A 17,250-nucleotide genomic window follows, 5' to 3' on the forward strand; every position below is an offset into this window, starting at 1 on the left:
TCAGCGAAGCCCAATACCACTATTAAGCCCATCTAAACACCCAAATACCAATTTAAAAAAATTAATACAATAGCAAGCGCGGCTATAAGAATGCTATCAAGTCCAGCAAAAGTTCATCACGCCAGTAATTTTGGCGATGGTTTAGAAATACTTCTGCGCCACATTCATTATGCTCATGCTCCAAAACACTATTGACTATTTCAAACAACCGCATGCACTTTGTATGGGCAGCAAAAAATATCCTACACTTTATGATAATTAATACCAGAATTAATGCTCCAACCCCGAACTGGAGGGGCAATCCGATGGATGCAACCTTGGATTTACTACGGCAAATCATACTAAACGTCCCCAACTATATTTTCTGGAAAGATAGAAATTTAATTTATCGTGGCTGCAATAAAAATTTTGCACGCAGCCTCGGATTTAACAATATTCAAGAGATAATCGGCAAATCCGATTACCAAATGCCCTGGGCTGTTTCCTCCACTTTGAATTATATTGATGAAGACAATCAAATTTTGGCAACGGGCCACCCCATCCTTGATAAAGAAATCCCCATGGTCTTTCCGAATGGCAAAGAGCGCATTTTATCTACAAGCAAGGTACCTTTATATGACAATCAAGGCATGATCAATGGAATTCTCGGGATTTATGTAGACATCACTCATCTTAAAGAAGACGAAAAAATCCTTTCACTTGCTAAAGAAGCGGCTGAAAGTGCAAATCAAGCTAAAACTCAATTCATAGCCAACATGAGCCATGATTTACGCACGCCATTAAGCGGCGTAGTCGGCATGTCGGAACTTCTGCGGGATAAAGCGGATAATCCAGAACAGCGCCAATATGCTGAGTGGATCCATGATTGCAGCCAACAATTGCTGCAGCTGCTCAATGGCATTTTGGATATTGTTTCTCTGGGGAAGGTTAAGGAAGACGAGCTTAAAATAACCACATTTGATATACGGGAATGTATCGCAGAATTAGTGGCGCTTGAAATTCCAACCATAAAAATTCGCGGTTTGAATTTATTGGTTAATATTGATAATGATGTGCCTAAATACATCGACTCCGATCGCATCAAACTGCATCGCATCATGCTTAATCTTTTAGGTAATGCCATCAAATTTACAGACAAGGGGCATGTGGCCATTGATGTTAAATTAAAAAATTTGCAAGAAAATGAAGCCTTGATTTATTTTGCTGTAGCGGATACCGGCATCGGTATCCCAGAAGAGCAATTAGCCCAAATTTTTGATCGCTTTCACCGCATTAATCCTTCCTATAAAGGTATCTATGAAGGACATGGCGTCGGCTTACACATCGCCCAATCGTATATTGCCTTGTTAGGAGGCGATATTGAAGTCAAAAGCAAACCGGGGGCAGGTACAACTTTTTCTTTCGAACTTCCTTTAAAAATAGGGCGTGCGGAAGACGCGGTGGATGAATCTTCTTTGCAATTACTGGAGAAAGCTGTACATGCAACCAAGCATCATAAGCCAAAAAAAATAGTATCAGCTATTCCCCACTTACTGCTCGTTGAAGATAATTTAGTGGCCCGCCATCTTATTGAGAATCTGGCGGCGCAATGTGGTTGTCAATTTATGTCTGCAGAAAGCGGTGAAGCCGCACTTGAATTAATAAATAATAATGAATTTGATTTAATCATTACCGATATTGGTTTGCCTGGCATGTCCGGGCATGAATTGACGCAACATGTCCGGGAAAAAGAAGCCAATCATAAAAACCATGTTCCTATCGTGGGCTTAACAGCCTTGGCTCGCAATCAAATCAGAGATGAATCGCTCAAATTGGGCATGGATGATGTGTTTAATAAACCTATAAGCCTTGCCCTCATGGAAACCATTATTAATCAATTTTTAGACTTATCACCCAAAGCTAAAGCTTCGCAAAAGAAAAAAGAGCAGATTAAGGCCGGGCTTGGAGCCGACTTGCCTGAAACCGAATCTGAACTTTTTAATTTAAACGATTATAAAATTTTTGACTTGGACGAGGCGAAAAAAAACCTTGGGGATGAAAATGCCGTAAAAGATTTGCTGCGCCTTATGCTTTCACAAGAAATGCAAACGGATTTGGATGCCATCAAGCAAGCCCACCGGAAACATGATTGGGAAAAAGTAGAGAAATTAGCGCATAAAATGAAAGGCGGCGCGCTTTATCTTGGCACTATAAAAATGAAATACGCCTGCCAATATCTGGAACGCTACCAAAAGGCAGGACATACCAAGCTGCTCGAACCACTTTACCAGCAACTTATAAAAATTGTGATGGAAACGCAAAACTACATTACCAAGTGGTTACAGCAGGAGACATAAATTTTTTTGCACCCAATTTTATTTTTTAAGCTTCCTATCTTGACATCCATCTTCGAAAAAGACAAAATCACGGCCTCTGTGGCTATGTAGCTCAGCCGGTTAGAGCGCGGCACTCATAATGCTGAGGTCGGTGGTTCGAGTCCACCCATAGCCACCATCCTCTCATCCTGTCTCATTTATAACTTTTGCTTAGCAAGATTTTCTTTAATAATTTCTAACATAACCAACAGGTTTCTGATTTTGTTAAATTCCGTGGTGATAACAAGTGGTAAAAAAAATAGAATGTTGGTTAATATCAAAACGAAGAAAATTAACAATTCATCATTAACAGGTGCGAGTTTGGCTATGAAAAACGCAACCACAAAAGAAATTGCTGCCCTCATGGGTACAGCATCCAACAAAGTGGAATGCTCCCCACTAAAACCGGACCAGCTAGTTGTTAACTAACGACTAGTAATAGGACTAGTATTATGACTATATCTAAAGAAGCGGAAGTAATAGAAGTAATTCATTCAAGTAGCTCAAGACGTCGCTGGGTTTTATATGAGAAGCAACAGATAGTACAAGAGACTTATCAACCTGGGATGACTTTTATGACCCAATGAATGCTATTGCTTTGATGGACAATTTGGATAGTTGGTTTGAGGACTATAATAATATTGCCCCTCACAAGGGATTAAAAATGATGGCTCCCAGAGAATATCGAAGAGCTATTATAGGTAACTAGATGGTTCGGTTTAACGGGGGCAACTCCACAAAGGATGCCCTTTGCTATTTTCTAATTCCAGGTAAATTCGGCATTGTTTTATTGTTTTATTTAAAAAATCGTGTGTAAGTCGATTATCTTTTTTTAAACTTTCCCGAATTTCATAAAGAGTGTGCGCAAAGTATTTTTTTTGAAATAAAGGTTTGTCATAACCTAGCTCTTGCAACGGTTTTTTGTAATCAGCATTTATTAATTTGATTGGAATATAAGAAAAGAGAAAAAAGGGAGGAACCAACACAGATACACAAATTAAATAATCAAATTCTGCATGAAAACAAAACGCAATACACAATCCTATAATTATTAATTGACAAACCAAGTATATTTTTCGTGCATAATTTTTACATAACGCCTGTTTATTAAAATAAAACCAGTTGTATTTTTTCCATAAACCAAACAAATAGTTTAAGTTTTCCATATATTTCCCCTGAATTAATTATTTCATTCATAAAGCCAAGCCTTGGCTTTGATCGGCTAAATTTTTATTTCCTAAAGACGCCATCTGTCAAGCATTGCCGGAGTAGATATATCCTATATGCGTTCCCCGTTAACCTAAGGATAATTCCAAAAAGTCTATTACATCCTTTTAAATTTAGTTATTATGCTATGACTATGATTTAATGGTTGTTTGATGCGAGCCTCGTTTTATTTTTTAATTCTGTTTTGGGCCTCGATAGTCCATGCGGATGTAGATATTAAAACAACGATTAAAAACGACAAGACAGTTTATCTTCTTCAGGTCGGCGCTTTCCCACATCAAAAAAATGCCGAAGAATTGCAAAAAAATTTAACCGAATCCTTAAAACAGCCGGTTTTGATTTATCGTCCCGATATCAAAAGCCCTTACATTGTCCAGGTAGGTCCCATCGAAGAGCTTGCACTGGCAAGAGAATTGAAAACTAAAATAGAACAAATGACGGCAAACCCTGCGCCGGACACACCTGCCTCTTTTAACCCACCTGATGCGCCCTTGCTCGTGGATAAACCTGCCGAAAAAATCTGGAATTTAAGAAATGCGGATATTCGTGCAGTCATTGCAGAAGTCTCCCGCGTAACCGGCAAAAATTTTCTTATCGATCCGCGGGTGCAAGGTAAAATTTCCATTGTTTCCAGCACGCCCATGTCGGATAAAGAATTGTATCAAGTTTTTCTTTCCATGCTGCAAATTTCAGGTTATGCCGCCATCCCCAGCGGCGAAGTAATTAAAATTATTCCGAATATCGATGCAAAAACATTATCTCCCGATCTACTCAGCTCCTTGAAATCACCGCCACACGGCGATGATATGATGGTAGAAGTTATTCCGGTGCATTATGTTCCGGCAGAACAACTCGTTCCAGTGTTACGCCCGCTTATGCCGCAATGGAGTAGCGTGTCTGCTTATGCGCCCTCAAATATGCTGATTTTGTCTGGACGTGCCGGCAACATCCGCCAAATGGCTAGTATCATCAAACAAGTGGATAGTTCCTCCTCAAGCGGAATTGACATGGTGCCGCTGCGGCATGCGTTAGCAATGGACATCGCCAACACGTTAAAGGATTTGGTGAAAGCACAGCCTTCCTCGCCTCTGCATGGCCAGACTACACTGGCTGCAGATGATCGCAATAACGCCATCCTTATCAGTGGCAGTAAAACCGATCGCATACGCCTTAGGTTGTTAATTTCTCAGTTGGATCGTTCCGGCCCTTATGGAAGCAACAGTAATACCCAAGTGGTGTATCTGAATTATTTACGCGCGGAAGATTTGGTGCCCATTTTGGCCGGCATTGCCCAGGCAAGCTTTAGCGGTACCGTAGGAACTACTATTGGCACCATTACTCGCCCAGCCTTGGATAGCACCAACCCTGCTGCCAGTTTAGCTACAGGCAGTTCAAGCGGCGGCCAAACCATGCCACCCGCCAGCGTAAGCGCTACCACCGTTAACCCGGCTGCCACACCCAATACTACGGGTGCTGCCACGCAAGTGGAGGGCAGCACTAAACCTACGGTACAAATTATCGCAGAGCCAAACACCAATTCTGTCATTATCAATGCCCCGGTTACCTTGATTCGTACTTTAAAATCCGTGATAAGCCAACTGGATATTAAACCCGCACAAATATTGATTGAAGCTTTAGTTGCTGAAATTAACGAGAGCGATGTGAATGATTTAGGTATTGAATGGGGAAGCATCGATCAAGACACATTATCCAGCACCACATTCAGACCTGGTTTTGCTATTATTAATTCCCGGACATCTTTGGATCAGTTTCAGGCACAAATTTACGCCCTGGCAAGACAACGAAAAGCCAATATTTTATCCACCCCGTCTGTAGTAGTATTGGATAATCGGCAAGCAAAAATTCTTATCGGTAAACAAGTTTCTGTCGCTTCGACTACTTATCCTAATAATGCAGGTGGCACCACCACTGCAAGCCCTTTTACCACCTTTGATCGTGTGAACGTGGCCTTACATTTGTATGTGCGACCACAAATCACCCGCGGCAAAGGAATTCAGATGCAAATTGATCAGGGTAACGATACCCTCGATCCTGCCAGCACTTTGGACCCCACCACAAATCCTGTTTTCAATATCAGCGCCATTGTTACCTCGGTGCATGTAGAAAGCGGCGACATCATTGTATTAGGAGGTTTGAAACAAGACAGCCTCGGTAATGATGACAATCGCCTGCCCATTGTCGGTGATCTGCCAGGCTTCGGCCGTTTATTTCAGCGAAATATTACCAATCGTGAGAAAAAAGTCCTCATGGTATTCATAAGACCCCTTATCCTTAAGACCGAACTGGATGCCTTGCGTGTAACCGGCGGTAAATACACAGACGTGCGTCAATATCAACTGCAATCTTTACGTGAAGAAGATTATGATCCGCGTAATGATGAAATTGTCTTACCTCCTTTAACACAAGCGCCTCTCCCCAAACCTTTCTGCCGGCCTGCAGCGCCCATGCTGCCGCCTAAGGCTCCGCCGCCATCTATTCCATCGTTCACGGTAACGAAATAATGCAACCGAAACAGCAAGTCCAACTCCCTTATTTATTTGCCAAAAAACATGGGGTGGTGGCTGCAGGCATGGAACAGGATGGTCGCATGCTCGTTTATCATCTTCCCAATACGCCTTTGCAGGTATTTGCCGAAATACGCCGGACTCTGCAGGCTGAATTACTGTTAAAGGAAGTCGATGCAGCTGAATTCCAACAACACTTGGCTGCCTCCTACCAATCGCAATCGTCGGTGCTGGATGCAGCGGAAGGCATGGAAGAAGAACTCGATCTCGATTTATTGGCAGGTCAACTGCCTGTTAGCGAAGATTTGTTGGACAATCAAGATGATGCGCCTATCATTCGTTTATTAAATGCTTTGTTTACGCAAGCCATTAAACAAAAAGCTTCCGATATTCACATTGAAACTTATGAAGATCGAGTACTGGTACGTAACCGTATTGATGGCGTATTGCAGGAAGTACTGGAAATACAACGTGGCATTGCACCCTTTGTCATTTCCCGCGTTAAGGTAATGGCAAAACTTGATATTGCCGAGAAAAGGATCCCGCAAGATGGGCGGATTGCTTTACGCATCGGTGGACATAACATTGATGTGCGTGTCTCCACTCTCCCTTCTAACCATGGAGAAAGAGTCGTCATGCGGATTTTGGATAAACAGGCAGCGCAATTGAACTTAAGTTTATTGGGCATGGCAGACAGTACGCTTGCTATTATTCGCCATATGATTGCTGAACCGCATGGAATTCTGCTTGTAACAGGACCCACTGGCTCTGGAAAAACCACATCTTTGTATGCCATGCTGACTGAGTTGAATCAGGTGAGTCGCAATATCCTAACTATTGAGGATCCCATCGAATACGATCTTCCTGGCATTGGACAAACTCAGGTTAATCCTAAAGTACAAATGACGTTTGCAAAGGGCTTGCGTGCCATTTTACGGCAAGATCCAGATGTAGTGATGATAGGTGAGATTCGCGATCTGGAAACAGCGGAAATTGCCGTACAAGCAAGTCTCACTGGCCATTTGGTTTTATCCACCTTACATACTAATAGTGCGCTTGGAGCCCTCACGCGCCTGCATGATATGGGTGTCGAATCGTTTTTACTATCCTCCAGCATCATCGGCTTAATTGCTCAGCGCCTGGTTAGAAAACTTTGCCCACACTGCAAGAGTCCCCACCATTTACGCGAAGATGAACGTGAATTAATGGGGGTGACCGAATCTACCGATATTTCCAGAGTATCTGAACCTAAGGGTTGCGATGAATGCAGTCAAACAGGCTACCGCGGCCGTACTGGTATTTATGAACTGCTCAGCATTGATGAAACTTTGCGTGGCATGATTCATAGGAACGAAAGCATTCATACCATTGAGCAGTATATACGCCCTTCTATGCCCAGCATTCGGGAAGATGGTTTTAAACGCGTGCTCGCCGGAGATACTTCTTTGGCTGAAATTCTTCGAGTTACGAGTACTTAATACTACATGCCGGAAAATGGAAGAAAAATATTCCCCTCGTCAAGACTGTTTTTTTAATTTTTATTTAGCTACCATATATTGCTGTTGAACGATCTTATCTCCTCTGTGGATATCTTTTTTAATTCCTCCTCAACATGATTAATTCCTCCTTGCGGTAAAACTTGTTGTTCCAGTAACTATAAGGCGTTTAGCTTTGCTGCAAAATTTTTTACGAGCAGAGTTATCCCCAAAAACTGTGTATAACTCTGTGAATAGACGCTTAAAAACCTTTAAAAATGAGCCACATCATCGCTGCTGATAATTTAACCTAAGCCATCATTCACTATGGCATAGGGTTTTCTTTTTTCACGGGCTCGACGATTTTTTCCCCTGTTGTGGTGGGCCTTGAGGCTGAGAAGAAGCGGCTGTAGAGGAGGATACCTGGGACGATGCCAAGGACGAGTCCGACGAAGACTAAGAGGCCTTTGCCGATATCTTTGGGGATGCTGCTGTGTGGTTTGACCAGTTCTTTCTGATTGGTTTTGATGTGGGTATAAAAATTGTCCAGTTTCTCTTGGGCCGTGCCAAACTCGGCCTCGAGTAAATTCTTGCCTTCTTCAAGCAAGCTGATTTTTCTATCGACAATGTCATGGCCTGCATAAGTCTTCAAGCGTTTAATTTGTTCCTCACATTCACTCAGGTAATGCGCTAATTTTTTATTTATCTCTGCTTCTTCTTTTTCCCGAGATTCTTTTTCCTGGCTTAGCGGGTCATGCACTGCTTGCCCAGGGTTTATATTTTCTTCCACAGGGGGTGTTTTGAGCGCTTCGAACGGCAGGTTTTCCTCGGCGGCTGCAGAAGACGCCGAGGGCTTTTGTTCTTCTTTTTCCCGGGATTCTTTTTCCTGGCTTGCAGGGTCATGCCCAGCTTGCCCAGGGTTTATATTTTCTTCCACAGGGGGTGTTTTGAGCGCTTCGGACGGCAGGTTTTCCTCGGCGGCGGCAGAAGAAGGCGCGGGTTTCTGTTCTTCTTTAGGCGGCAATGGAGTTTCTCCCATTGCTTCGGCTGCTCTTACTCCCTGTTGTTGTGTGGGTGTTTGAGCTTTGCTGTGGGCATTGATTTCCTCCTCGGCGACGCGGATTAAATCCCTGAATGTTGGGGGTGGCTCGAGGCGTTTCTCGCGGGCTTCGTTGAGCTTGGCAAGATAAGCATCGACCATGAGGGTGGCGTTTGCCGGATTGATTTGTTTATGCTGCAAGACGTCAATCATTTCCTCGCGGCTGTACTCCACCTGTCTTTTGCGCATAAATCGCCTGCGCATACTCCTCGCCACGCAACTTGCCAACACCCGACTTAAACTCTAACCCCTTCCTGCCAAAACCCTGGAATTCCTGCACCAACTCCTTAATCTCTCGCGGCAAAACCGCTTCTTTTTGCAGAACTTCAACCACATAATGAAGCGCCAACGCCTTCCCAGAACGATGCCTCGCATAATACTGGTTATCGCGCTTTGAATACTGAAACTCAACCTCCGCATCCGCCTGGTAATGCGCCAAAACCTCGCGTGCACTCAACGACGCCAAGGCCTGCCAGTCACCACCCGATGCCAGCATCTGCGTCCCACGGTAATGCTTGTAACTACGACGTTTAGCATGCAACGCCTTACCCGACGACTCGGCGTCTGCAACACGCTGCACAACACAAGGCGCCCATTGCAAAGACCCGCCATTCTCTAAAGAAAAAGCAGCAGATGCCTCACAAGGCTCAGGGTTTAATCGAAGCTCATGATACATGGACAAACGGTACCCACTCACCTCAGGAGGCGACTCAGGCAACTCCGATAAAGGATAAAATACCCGCGTCACAGAAAATTGCTTCCCTTCGTTATACACCGTATTCGCATCAACCAACGCCTTGCCTTGACCAAGCGATGCCTGCAGCCCAGATGAGGAAGCAAGAAAATCCAGAAGATTCCCAGGCATTTCTCCACCCATCTGAGCCAGTGATGATTGCGAAACAACAGGAGATTTTAATTTGGGCGCCTTAATTTCGGGGGAAAAGTAAGGAATACGTCTAAGACGCTCTTGTACCCGCGGATCCTTCACCAGGTGCTCCACATCCTCTCTGGCTTTACAAAAATCCAATCGTTGCAAATTAGGGGCGCTATTTAGCAAAGTTAGAAAATCGTTAACACTCAGCCGCGAAGCATTAAGTTCCAGCTCGGTGAGAGAACTTAAGTCAATCGGCTTAAGATTAGGTAAGTGCAGAAATGACTCCAATTTAAGGGAGGCAAGTTTTGGGGCTTTTTCACGTAATTGAGCAAGACTAGCTGCGGTGACAGAATAGGCATCGATTGTCAAAGCAGTTAAATTCTTGCAAGGAATAGCATCGAGTAATTCTCCCAATGGTTCCATGAGAGAAGGGAGCTCCAGGCGTTTAAGCTTATGGGAAGCATGCAGCACATGGCGCAGCGTTTGTGTAGAGAAGTTGGCGTTATCATTAGAAAATTCCACCAGATGGGGAAGATGAATCGGTTCCTCAAGCTCAAAATTGGCATTAATATCTATGCTTACCAGGCTATGTGCTTTCAATAAAAAAGATTGTAAATGCTTTAATTTTGCAGAAGGAATTTTAGATAACTGCAGTCGTTTTAAATGCTGCGGGTGGCTTAACAAAGATAGCAGTGCCGCATCATCGCTTTCAAAATTTTCAAGGCAGGGTAAATTAAAACCCTGAGTTAAGTTAAATTTCGGCAACCTGTAGAGAATTAAAGATTTTAAATTGGGCGCTGCAGCAAGCAAGTTTTCAAAAACACTGCCAGATAAGATGCTCTGCTTAACACTAAGAACGGTAACATGAGGCAGTGCCATCTGTACTGCTAATTCTCCATCCAGCTTCAACTTATCTAGATAATACGCAGTGCATTGCGGAAGTTTTGCAAATAATTTCTCCAGTAACGATGCCTGCATGGATATATTAAAGCATTCAAACGATTCAAGACTCTCGGGAAGGTAATCTACTTTACTAATTGGTATTGTTTGCAAATTTAGATGTTTTACATTAGTGGAACGCTGCAAGATGGATCCCAGGTTGCTCTCGCTAATATCAACAAAATCAAATGCTTCTATCCCAGTTAAATCGCCAAGCTGCTTTATGTACTCTTCGAATGTCTTCTTAACAGCCCCCTCGTACGACACCAGAGCAGATTTGTATTTTTCCAATCCCGGTACAGAAAAAAAGTTACTTTCTGCTGCCAGCCGGCGAGTATGGTCCCTACATAATATGAATTGATCATCAATTACACGCGTCAATGCGGGTTTGGCGACTTTTAGAATTTTGATGAGTCGAGTTTTTAATTCTTTTGAAAGGTATTTTACAGAACCTACAGAGATTTCACGTTCGTTTGGATTAAAACGCCTCGGGTCTATCAGTTCAGTGAGCGTATGATCATCGAGTATATGCACTTGTTCTGGCAAAACCCCCAAATGCTTATAAGCGCTTTTTTTTATATCCTGCGGAAATTGCGGAATAATCTTAGGCTGATCTTCCTGGAAGATAAATTCTTCCAGAGGCAGCATTTCGTTTTCAACAGAAATATAGACATTAAACCCATCCGCGGCCAACTGGGCAAGCTTTTGCTGCACCTGCCATTGCTTCCATATCGACGCTGTGTTAAAGCTCCAATCGGCTAAAATGATGGTTTTCTTTTCCAAACTGCCAGCATTTGCCATTTGCCAGTAAGCTTTCTGCTGCAACAGACGCTCGACATTTAATTCTCCCTGCGGCGTATGGCTATAGCTTAAGCCGCCTGTTTGCAGGTAATAAAAGCTTGCAGGGTACATAGATAATCTTTTTAATATAAATATCTTAAATTATATTAAATGTTGCAATTTTAAGCAAAATAGATTATTTAAATTCATCCGCCAAGCAGCATATGAATTAGCGATGAGGCATTTGCAGATTGCCTGAATAAGCTTTGGCTAATTCAGGCCTTAATAGGAGTAATAAGAGTAAACAAGAATTAATCCGTTAAGCGTCGCCACGTGGTTCCCTGCGGGTTATCCTCCAACTCAACGCCCAATTCGAGAAGTTCTTTTCTGATTGCGTCCGCTCTTGCCCATTCTTTTTGGATCCGGGCCCTGCCGCGCTCGGCAACTAATTTTTCTATGGTTTCTCTGGCAGCTCCTATCGCCCCTCCTCCCTGTAAAAATACAGCGGGTGTTTCCTGCAAGAGTCCAAGTATGGCAGCCAATTTTTTGAGAGTGCATGCCAACTTCGGAGCTTTGCTTTTATTCAACTCATGACTGAGTTGAAATAAAATGGACAGAGCAACAGGTGTATTAAAATCATCATTCATGGCTTGATTGAATTGCTGCAGCCATGTTTCATCCAATTCGCCATCTTGCGTTACAGGCATATCTTTTAAAGATTGATACAGCCTAATTAACCCTTTGTTTGCATTCAGTAAATTTTCTTCAGAATAATTCAATGGACTGCGGTAATGGCTGCTTAACAAGAAATAACGGATCACTTCCGGATGATGCTTTTTTAATACATCGGCTATAGTGAAAAAATTACCAGTGGATTTAGCCATTTTTTCGTTATTCACTTGCAGCATACCCACATGCAGCCAATAATTTGCAAATGGCTTGCCGCTGGCACCCTCGCTTTGAGCTATTTCATTTTCATGATGAGGAAATTGCAAATCCACACCACCGCCATGAATATCAAACTGCTCGCCCAACTCCCCCATGGCCATCGCCGAACATTCAATATGCCAACCAGGACGGCCCTCTCCCCATGGAGAACTCCAGCTGGGCTCGCCGGGCTTTGCCATTTTCCATAAAACAAAATCCAGTGGCGAACGTTTTTCCCGTACCACGTCCACCCTTGCTCCCACCATGAGGCCTTGCAAATCCTTGTGCGACAACTTCCCATACCCGGCAAAACGTTCTACCTGATAACAAACATCACCATTTTCGCTAACATAAGCATGCCCTGTGGCTAGCAAGCGCTCAATAAGCGCAATAATTTCAGCCATATGTCCTGTGGCGTACGGCTCAACATCGGGAGGTAAAATTTTCAATGCTTGCGTATCCGCATGCATGGCCTCGATGTATTGGGCAGTTAACTCATTGATTGCCATGCCGCGCTCGCTCGCACGCGCAATGATTTTGTCATCAATATCGGTAATATTGCGCACGTAAGTTACATCATAATTTTGGGAGCGAAGAAAACGCACGATGACGTCGAAGCACACCATGGAGCGCGCATGCCCGAGGTGGCATAAGTCATACACGGTGACGCCGCACACATACATGCCGACTTTTCCAGGGCGTAATGGTTTAAATGGTTCTTTTGTACGTGTTAAGGAATTATAAATCTGCAGCATGCTTCTCTTTTCCCCAAGTATCTTTTAAATCAACCACTCTATGAAAGGCGCTTACCTGGTTATATTCAATTTTATTCACTGCATAATAACCAAGCCGCTCAAATTGAAACACTTCATGTTCTGGTTGAAGCCGCAATGAAGGTTCGCACCAACCTTGCAATGTTTGCAAGGAATCAGGATTAATAAATTGCAGAAAATTTTCTTCTCGCGCCGGATTTTCATCCAGAAATAAACGATCGTATTGATAAATTGCCACAGGATGAGCATGCGCCGCTGCCACCCAGTGAATGACTCCCTTTACTTTACGTCCCTCAGGATTTTTACCCAAGGTTGCAGGATCGTAGGAACAACGCAATTCAATGACTTCACCTTTGGCGTTACGGATTACTTCATTGCACTGTATTACATAGGCATGACGCAAGCGCACTTCTGCTCCTGGCGATAAACGAAAATATTTTTTCGGCGGATTTTCCATAAAATCGCTATTTTCAATATACAGCTCACGTGCAAAAGGCAATTTACGGCTACCATATCCAGGATCTTGTGGATGATAAGGCGCCTGCAATTCTTCCACCTGGTCTTCCGGATAGTTTTCAATCACAATTTTTAATGGATTAAACACACACATTGCACGTTTGGCAGTTTGGTTTAGCTCACTGCGTACGCATTCCTCTAAAAGCGACATGTCAATGATTGAATCGCTTCTGGAAATTCCGACCATTTCACAAAATTGCCGTAAGGCTTGCGGCGGATAGCCACGTTTACGCATGCCACGAATCGTTGGCAAACGCGGATCATCCCAGCCGCTGACAATTTTTTCCTCAACCAGCTGCCGCAGCTTGCGCTTGCTGGTGACCGTATGGGAAAGATTTAAACGCGCAAATTCTGTTTGCACTGGACGCGCCGGCACAGGCAAGTTTTCAATCAGCCAATCGTATAAAGGGCGATGGTCCTGAAATTCCAATGTACAAAGGGAATGGGTAATCTTTTCCAAAGCATCCGAAATGGGATGGGCATAATCATACATAGGGTAAATGCACCATTCATTACCTGTACGTTGGTGTAATGCATGGCGAATACGATATAAAACCGGATCGCGCATGTTGATATTACCCGAAGCCATATCAATACGTGCGCGCAAAACATGAGTTCCATCTTGAAATTCACCTGCTTTCATGCGTGTAAATAAATCCAGATTTTCTTCAACTGAACGATTGCGGTAGGGGCTTTCTTTTCCTGGCTCTTGCAGGGTGCCGCGATATCGGCGGATTTCTTCCATACTTAAACTATCGACATAAGCCAAGCCTTTTTTAATCAGCAGCACGGCATAATCATATAATTCATGATAATAATCAGATGAATGCGTCATGGCATACCACTCAAACCCAAGCCAGCGTACATCATCGATGATGGCATGCACGTATTCTTCTTCTTCCTTGATGGGGTTGGTATCATCAAATCTTAAATAACAGCGTCCCTTAAATTCTTCAGCCAAACCAAAATTTAGACAAATCGATTTAGCATGGCCAATATGCAGATAACCATTGGGTTCCGGCGGAAAACGGGTCACTACTTCTGTATGTTTACCACTGGCCAAATCATCTGTAATCAATTGCCTGATAAAATGAGGGCGTTTTTCACTATCGTTCATCATGTATCCATTGCTTCACGTAATTTATTTATAAAAGCAGCTGCGGCGCCGGTGGGATTTTTGCCTGCCGTATGCGCTGCCAACACTTGTGAAATCAAGGCAGCCCCTACAATCACGCCATCAGCAAATTGGGCGACTTGCGCTGCTATTTCTGGCGTTTTTATACCAAAACCAACCATCACCGGCAATTCAGTCTGCGTTTTACGTTCTTTATAATTCTTTTTGACTGAATTTAAATCAAATGTATCCGCTCCTGTTACGCCTTTTAAAGAAACATAATATAAATAACCTCGTCCCAAATGATTGATCAAGCGCATGCGCTCATCGCTGGTAGTCGGAGAGCAAAGATAAATATTGTATAATCCCGCATTAGGCCAAAAAGGAGTAAGTATACCGCTTTCTTCAGGAGGAAGATCAACAATAATAGTTGCATCAATGCCGGATAGCTGTGCTTGTTTTGCAAATCGCTCATATCCATATTGCTCAATGGGATTCACATATCCCATGAGAACAATAGGAGTTTTATTATCTTTTTTGCGAAACTGTTGCACCATGGCAAAAACATCATCGCAAGTAACATGGTGCGCCAGAGCACGCTCCATGGCAGCTTGAATCACCGGACCTTCGGCCATAGGATCGGAAAAGGGCAAGCCAATTTCCAGTATATCAGCCCCGGCTGCAACCAATGCATGCATTAAATCAACCGTTACAGACGGTTCCGGATCGCCTGCGGTGATGTAGGGGCTTAATATTTTTTTATTTGCTGTCTTTAATTGCTCGACAACGTGGTCAATTCGGTTCATAAATAACCTTCTTTAGCCAATTTATTATAGAGTGATACCTTCCAGCTGAGCTACCGTATGAATATCTTTATCACCGCGACCCGATAAATTCACGATAATTTGCTGCTCGCTATCCATTTCTTTTGCCAATTTAATTGCATAAGCAACCGCATGGCTGGATTCCAGTGCCGGGATAATTCCCTCTATGCGAGCCAAGGTATGGAATGCGGCTAATGCTTCCTCATCATTGATGGCAACATAGTGGACGCGCCCCGTATCTTTTAGATAGGCATGTTCTGGTCCTACTCCCGGATAATCAAGCCCTGCGGAAATGGAATAAGTATCTTTAATCTGGCCATATTCATCACAAAGCAGATAAGTACGGTTCCCATGCAAAACTCCGGGTTTTCCCCCGAGCAAAGAAGCTGCATGAGCTCCTGTTTCAAGGCCTTTGCCGCCTGCTTCTACGCCATAAATTTTAACTTGCTCATCTTGTAAAAAGGGGAAGAATAATCCGATTGCATTCGACCCTCCCCCGACGCAAGCAACTAAGGCATCAGGCAGCCTGCCTGTTTTTTCAAATAATTGCTTACGTGCTTCTTGGCCGATTACCGCCTGGAAATCCCGTACCATTTGCGGATAAGGGTGCGGGCCCGCTGCCGTACCAATAATATAAAAGGTATCATCTACATGACTTACCCAATCGCGCATGGCTTCATTTAACGCATCTTTTAAGGTTTTGGACCCGGCGGTAACTGGCACCACCGTTGCCCCCAATAATTTCATACGAAATACATTCGCAGACTGACGTGCTATGTCTTCAGATCCCATGTACACAACGCATTCAAGGCCGAATTTCGCAGCAACCGTCGCGGATGCTACGCCGTGTTGGCCTGCACCTGTTTCGGCAATAATCCGTTTTTTCCCCATGCGTTTAGCTAGCAGTGCTTGCCCGATGGCATTATTAATCTTATGGGCGCCGGTGTGATTCAAATCTTCGCGTTTTAAATAAATTTGCGCGCCACCTGCATATGCGCTCAATTGTTTGGCATGGTAAAGGGGCGATGCCCGGCCAACATAATCATGTAATTCTTTGGTGAATTCGGCTAAAAAAAACGGATCAGTACGAGCTTCCCGGTAAGCTTGCTGTAATTGTTGCAAAGCATGCATTAACGTGTCTGCTACGAACACACCCCCATAAGGACCAAAGTGACCGTGCTCATCTGGAAGCTCATGTTGGCTCATTTCTTACCCCATAATGCGTTAACAAATTCTCTCATTTTATTATGATCTTTGATCCCGGGCTTTAGCTCAATCCCGCTGCATACATCCACGCCATACAAAGGATATTGGGCGGCGGCAGCATGCACGTTCGTTGCATTCAACCCTCCGGCTAATATGACGGGTTTGCCCAATGCCTTGGGAATAATTTGCCAATCAAATACCTGGCCACTACCGCCACGGCATGTCGCAGGGGTATCCAATAAAATGGCAGAAGCCTGACTGTGTTGCCTGACCTGCTGCACAATTTCTGCGGAAGATGTAGCCGCAATCGCTTTCAGGTAAGGCTTGTTAAACTGCGTGCAAAAGTCAGCAGATTCCTCACCATGAAATTGTAAATGCGTAACCGGAGTTTCTTGCAATACTTGTCTTACCTGTGCTGCCGCAGGGTTAACAAAAACACCTACCACGCTGACGAAAGCCGGTACCTTTCCAAGAGCTTTCACCTGGGCGAAATCAATTGCGCGGCTGCTTTTTTCATAAAAAATAAAACCAACGGCATCCACCCCTAGCGAAACTGCATACGCAACATCTTCTTCCCGCATCATGCCACACATTTTAATGCGTATGCGTGTACTCAA

The 17,250-nt window shown here is 43.8% G+C and carries 12 protein-coding genes and 1 tRNA gene; 4 read left to right on the plus strand and 9 right to left on the minus strand.

The features are described from left to right. Window positions 1-82 precede the first annotated feature (82 nt). Window positions 83-214, minus strand: a complete 132-nt coding sequence (locus tag NKV53_RS11895; RefSeq protein ID WP_256478755.1) for a hypothetical protein — start codon at window positions 212-214, stop codon at window positions 83-85. Between the two features lie 91 nt (window positions 215-305). On the opposite strand from NKV53_RS11895, the gene NKV53_RS04450 reads away from it, so the two are divergent. Beyond that, window positions 306-2,336 carry an ATP-binding protein gene (locus NKV53_RS04450; RefSeq protein ID WP_158615196.1) on the plus strand — a complete coding sequence of 677 codons (2,031 nt, stop codon included), beginning with the start codon at window positions 306-308 and terminating at the stop codon, window positions 2,334-2,336. A gap of 80 nt (window positions 2,337-2,416) precedes the next feature. Then, a tRNA-Met gene (locus NKV53_RS04455) sits at window positions 2,417-2,493 on the plus strand. 580 nt (window positions 2,494-3,073) lie between these two features. Here NKV53_RS04455 and NKV53_RS04460 read toward each other — a convergent pair. Next, a complete protein-coding gene (locus tag NKV53_RS04460; RefSeq protein ID WP_127057606.1) occupies window positions 3,074-3,520 on the minus strand; it encodes a hypothetical protein in 447 nt (148 codons plus the stop codon). Window positions 3,521-3,733: 213 nt separating this feature from the next. Between NKV53_RS04460 and lspD the strand changes: the two genes are divergently transcribed. Together lspD and lspE are read left to right on the plus strand one after the other, a co-directional pair. Further along, on the plus strand, window positions 3,734-6,103 hold the full coding sequence (gene lspD / locus NKV53_RS04465; protein WP_127057605.1) for a GspD family T2SS secretin variant LspD: 2,370 nt from the start codon (window positions 3,734-3,736) through the stop codon (window positions 6,101-6,103). After that, complete coding sequence (gene lspE, locus NKV53_RS04470; protein ID WP_256478756.1) at window positions 6,103-7,584, plus strand: GspE family T2SS ATPase variant LspE; 1,482 nt, start codon at window positions 6,103-6,105, stop codon at window positions 7,582-7,584. The genes lspD and lspE overlap by 1 nt, the downstream gene beginning before the upstream one ends. Before the next feature lie 322 nt (window positions 7,585-7,906). Here lspE and NKV53_RS04475 read toward each other — a convergent pair whose 3' ends face one another. From NKV53_RS04475 to NKV53_RS04505, 7 genes are all read right to left on the minus strand, one after another. Continuing rightward, window positions 7,907-8,869: a hypothetical protein gene (locus NKV53_RS04475; RefSeq protein ID WP_253350752.1), complete on the minus strand. Its 963-nt coding sequence runs from the start codon at window positions 8,867-8,869 to the stop codon at window positions 7,907-7,909. After that, window positions 8,826-11,405 (minus strand): hypothetical protein, encoded by a 2,580-nt coding sequence (locus NKV53_RS04480; RefSeq protein ID WP_253350754.1) that lies wholly within the window; start codon window positions 11,403-11,405, stop codon window positions 8,826-8,828. Before NKV53_RS04480 ends, NKV53_RS04475 begins: the two co-directional genes overlap by 44 nt. Before the next feature lie 179 nt (window positions 11,406-11,584). Next, window positions 11,585-12,955, minus strand: a complete 1,371-nt coding sequence (gene cysS / locus NKV53_RS04485) for a cysteine--tRNA ligase (RefSeq protein WP_253350756.1) — start codon at window positions 12,953-12,955, stop codon at window positions 11,585-11,587. Continuing rightward, window positions 12,939-14,609 carry a glutamine--tRNA ligase/YqeY domain fusion protein gene (locus tag NKV53_RS04490; RefSeq protein ID WP_127033032.1) on the minus strand — a complete coding sequence of 557 codons (1,671 nt, stop codon included), beginning with the start codon at window positions 14,607-14,609 and terminating at the stop codon, window positions 12,939-12,941. The genes cysS and NKV53_RS04490 overlap by 17 nt, the downstream gene beginning before the upstream one ends. After that, a complete protein-coding gene (gene trpA, locus NKV53_RS04495; protein WP_126954780.1) occupies window positions 14,606-15,409 on the minus strand; it encodes a tryptophan synthase subunit alpha in 804 nt (267 codons plus the stop codon). Before trpA ends, NKV53_RS04490 begins: the two co-directional genes overlap by 4 nt. A gap of 24 nt (window positions 15,410-15,433) precedes the next feature. Further along, entirely contained in the window at window positions 15,434-16,633 is a 1,200-nt protein-coding gene (gene trpB / locus NKV53_RS04500; RefSeq protein ID WP_127033030.1) for a tryptophan synthase subunit beta, read from the minus strand. After that, on the minus strand, window positions 16,630-17,250 hold the full coding sequence (locus NKV53_RS04505) for a phosphoribosylanthranilate isomerase (protein ID WP_256478758.1): 621 nt from the start codon (window positions 17,248-17,250) through the stop codon (window positions 16,630-16,632). Before NKV53_RS04505 ends, trpB begins: the two co-directional genes overlap by 4 nt.

Origin of the sequence: Legionella sp. 27cVA30 (assembly GCF_024160945.1) — a bacterium.
Lineage (GTDB): Bacteria > Pseudomonadota > Gammaproteobacteria > Legionellales > Legionellaceae > Legionella_A > Legionella_A septentrionalis.

Excerpts from the sequence above, each read along its gene's own strand:
- NKV53_RS11895 (WP_256478755.1), bottom strand. The coding sequence starts at position 214 with ATGCGGTTGTTTGAAATAGTCAATAGTGTTTTGGAGCATGAGCATAAT.
- NKV53_RS04450 (WP_158615196.1), top strand. The coding sequence starts at position 306 with ATGGATGCAACCTTGGATTTACTACGGCAAATCATACTAAACGTCCCC.
- NKV53_RS04460 (WP_127057606.1), bottom strand. The coding sequence starts at position 3,520 with ATGGAAAACTTAAACTATTTGTTTGGTTTATGGAAAAAATACAACTGG.
- lspD (WP_127057605.1), top strand. The coding sequence starts at position 3,734 with ATGCGAGCCTCGTTTTATTTTTTAATTCTGTTTTGGGCCTCGATAGTC.
- lspE (WP_256478756.1), top strand. The coding sequence starts at position 6,103 with ATGCAACCGAAACAGCAAGTCCAACTCCCTTATTTATTTGCCAAAAAA.
- NKV53_RS04475 (WP_253350752.1), bottom strand. The coding sequence starts at position 8,869 with ATGCGCAAAAGACAGGTGGAGTACAGCCGCGAGGAAATGATTGACGTC.
- NKV53_RS04480 (WP_253350754.1), bottom strand. The coding sequence starts at position 11,405 with ATGTACCCTGCAAGCTTTTATTACCTGCAAACAGGCGGCTTAAGCTAT.
- cysS (WP_253350756.1), bottom strand. The coding sequence starts at position 12,955 with ATGCTGCAGATTTATAATTCCTTAACACGTACAAAAGAACCATTTAAA.
- NKV53_RS04490 (WP_127033032.1), bottom strand. The coding sequence starts at position 14,609 with ATGATGAACGATAGTGAAAAACGCCCTCATTTTATCAGGCAATTGATT.
- trpA (WP_126954780.1), bottom strand. The coding sequence starts at position 15,409 with ATGAACCGAATTGACCACGTTGTCGAGCAATTAAAGACAGCAAATAAA.
- trpB (WP_127033030.1), bottom strand. The coding sequence starts at position 16,633 with ATGAGCCAACATGAGCTTCCAGATGAGCACGGTCACTTTGGTCCTTAT.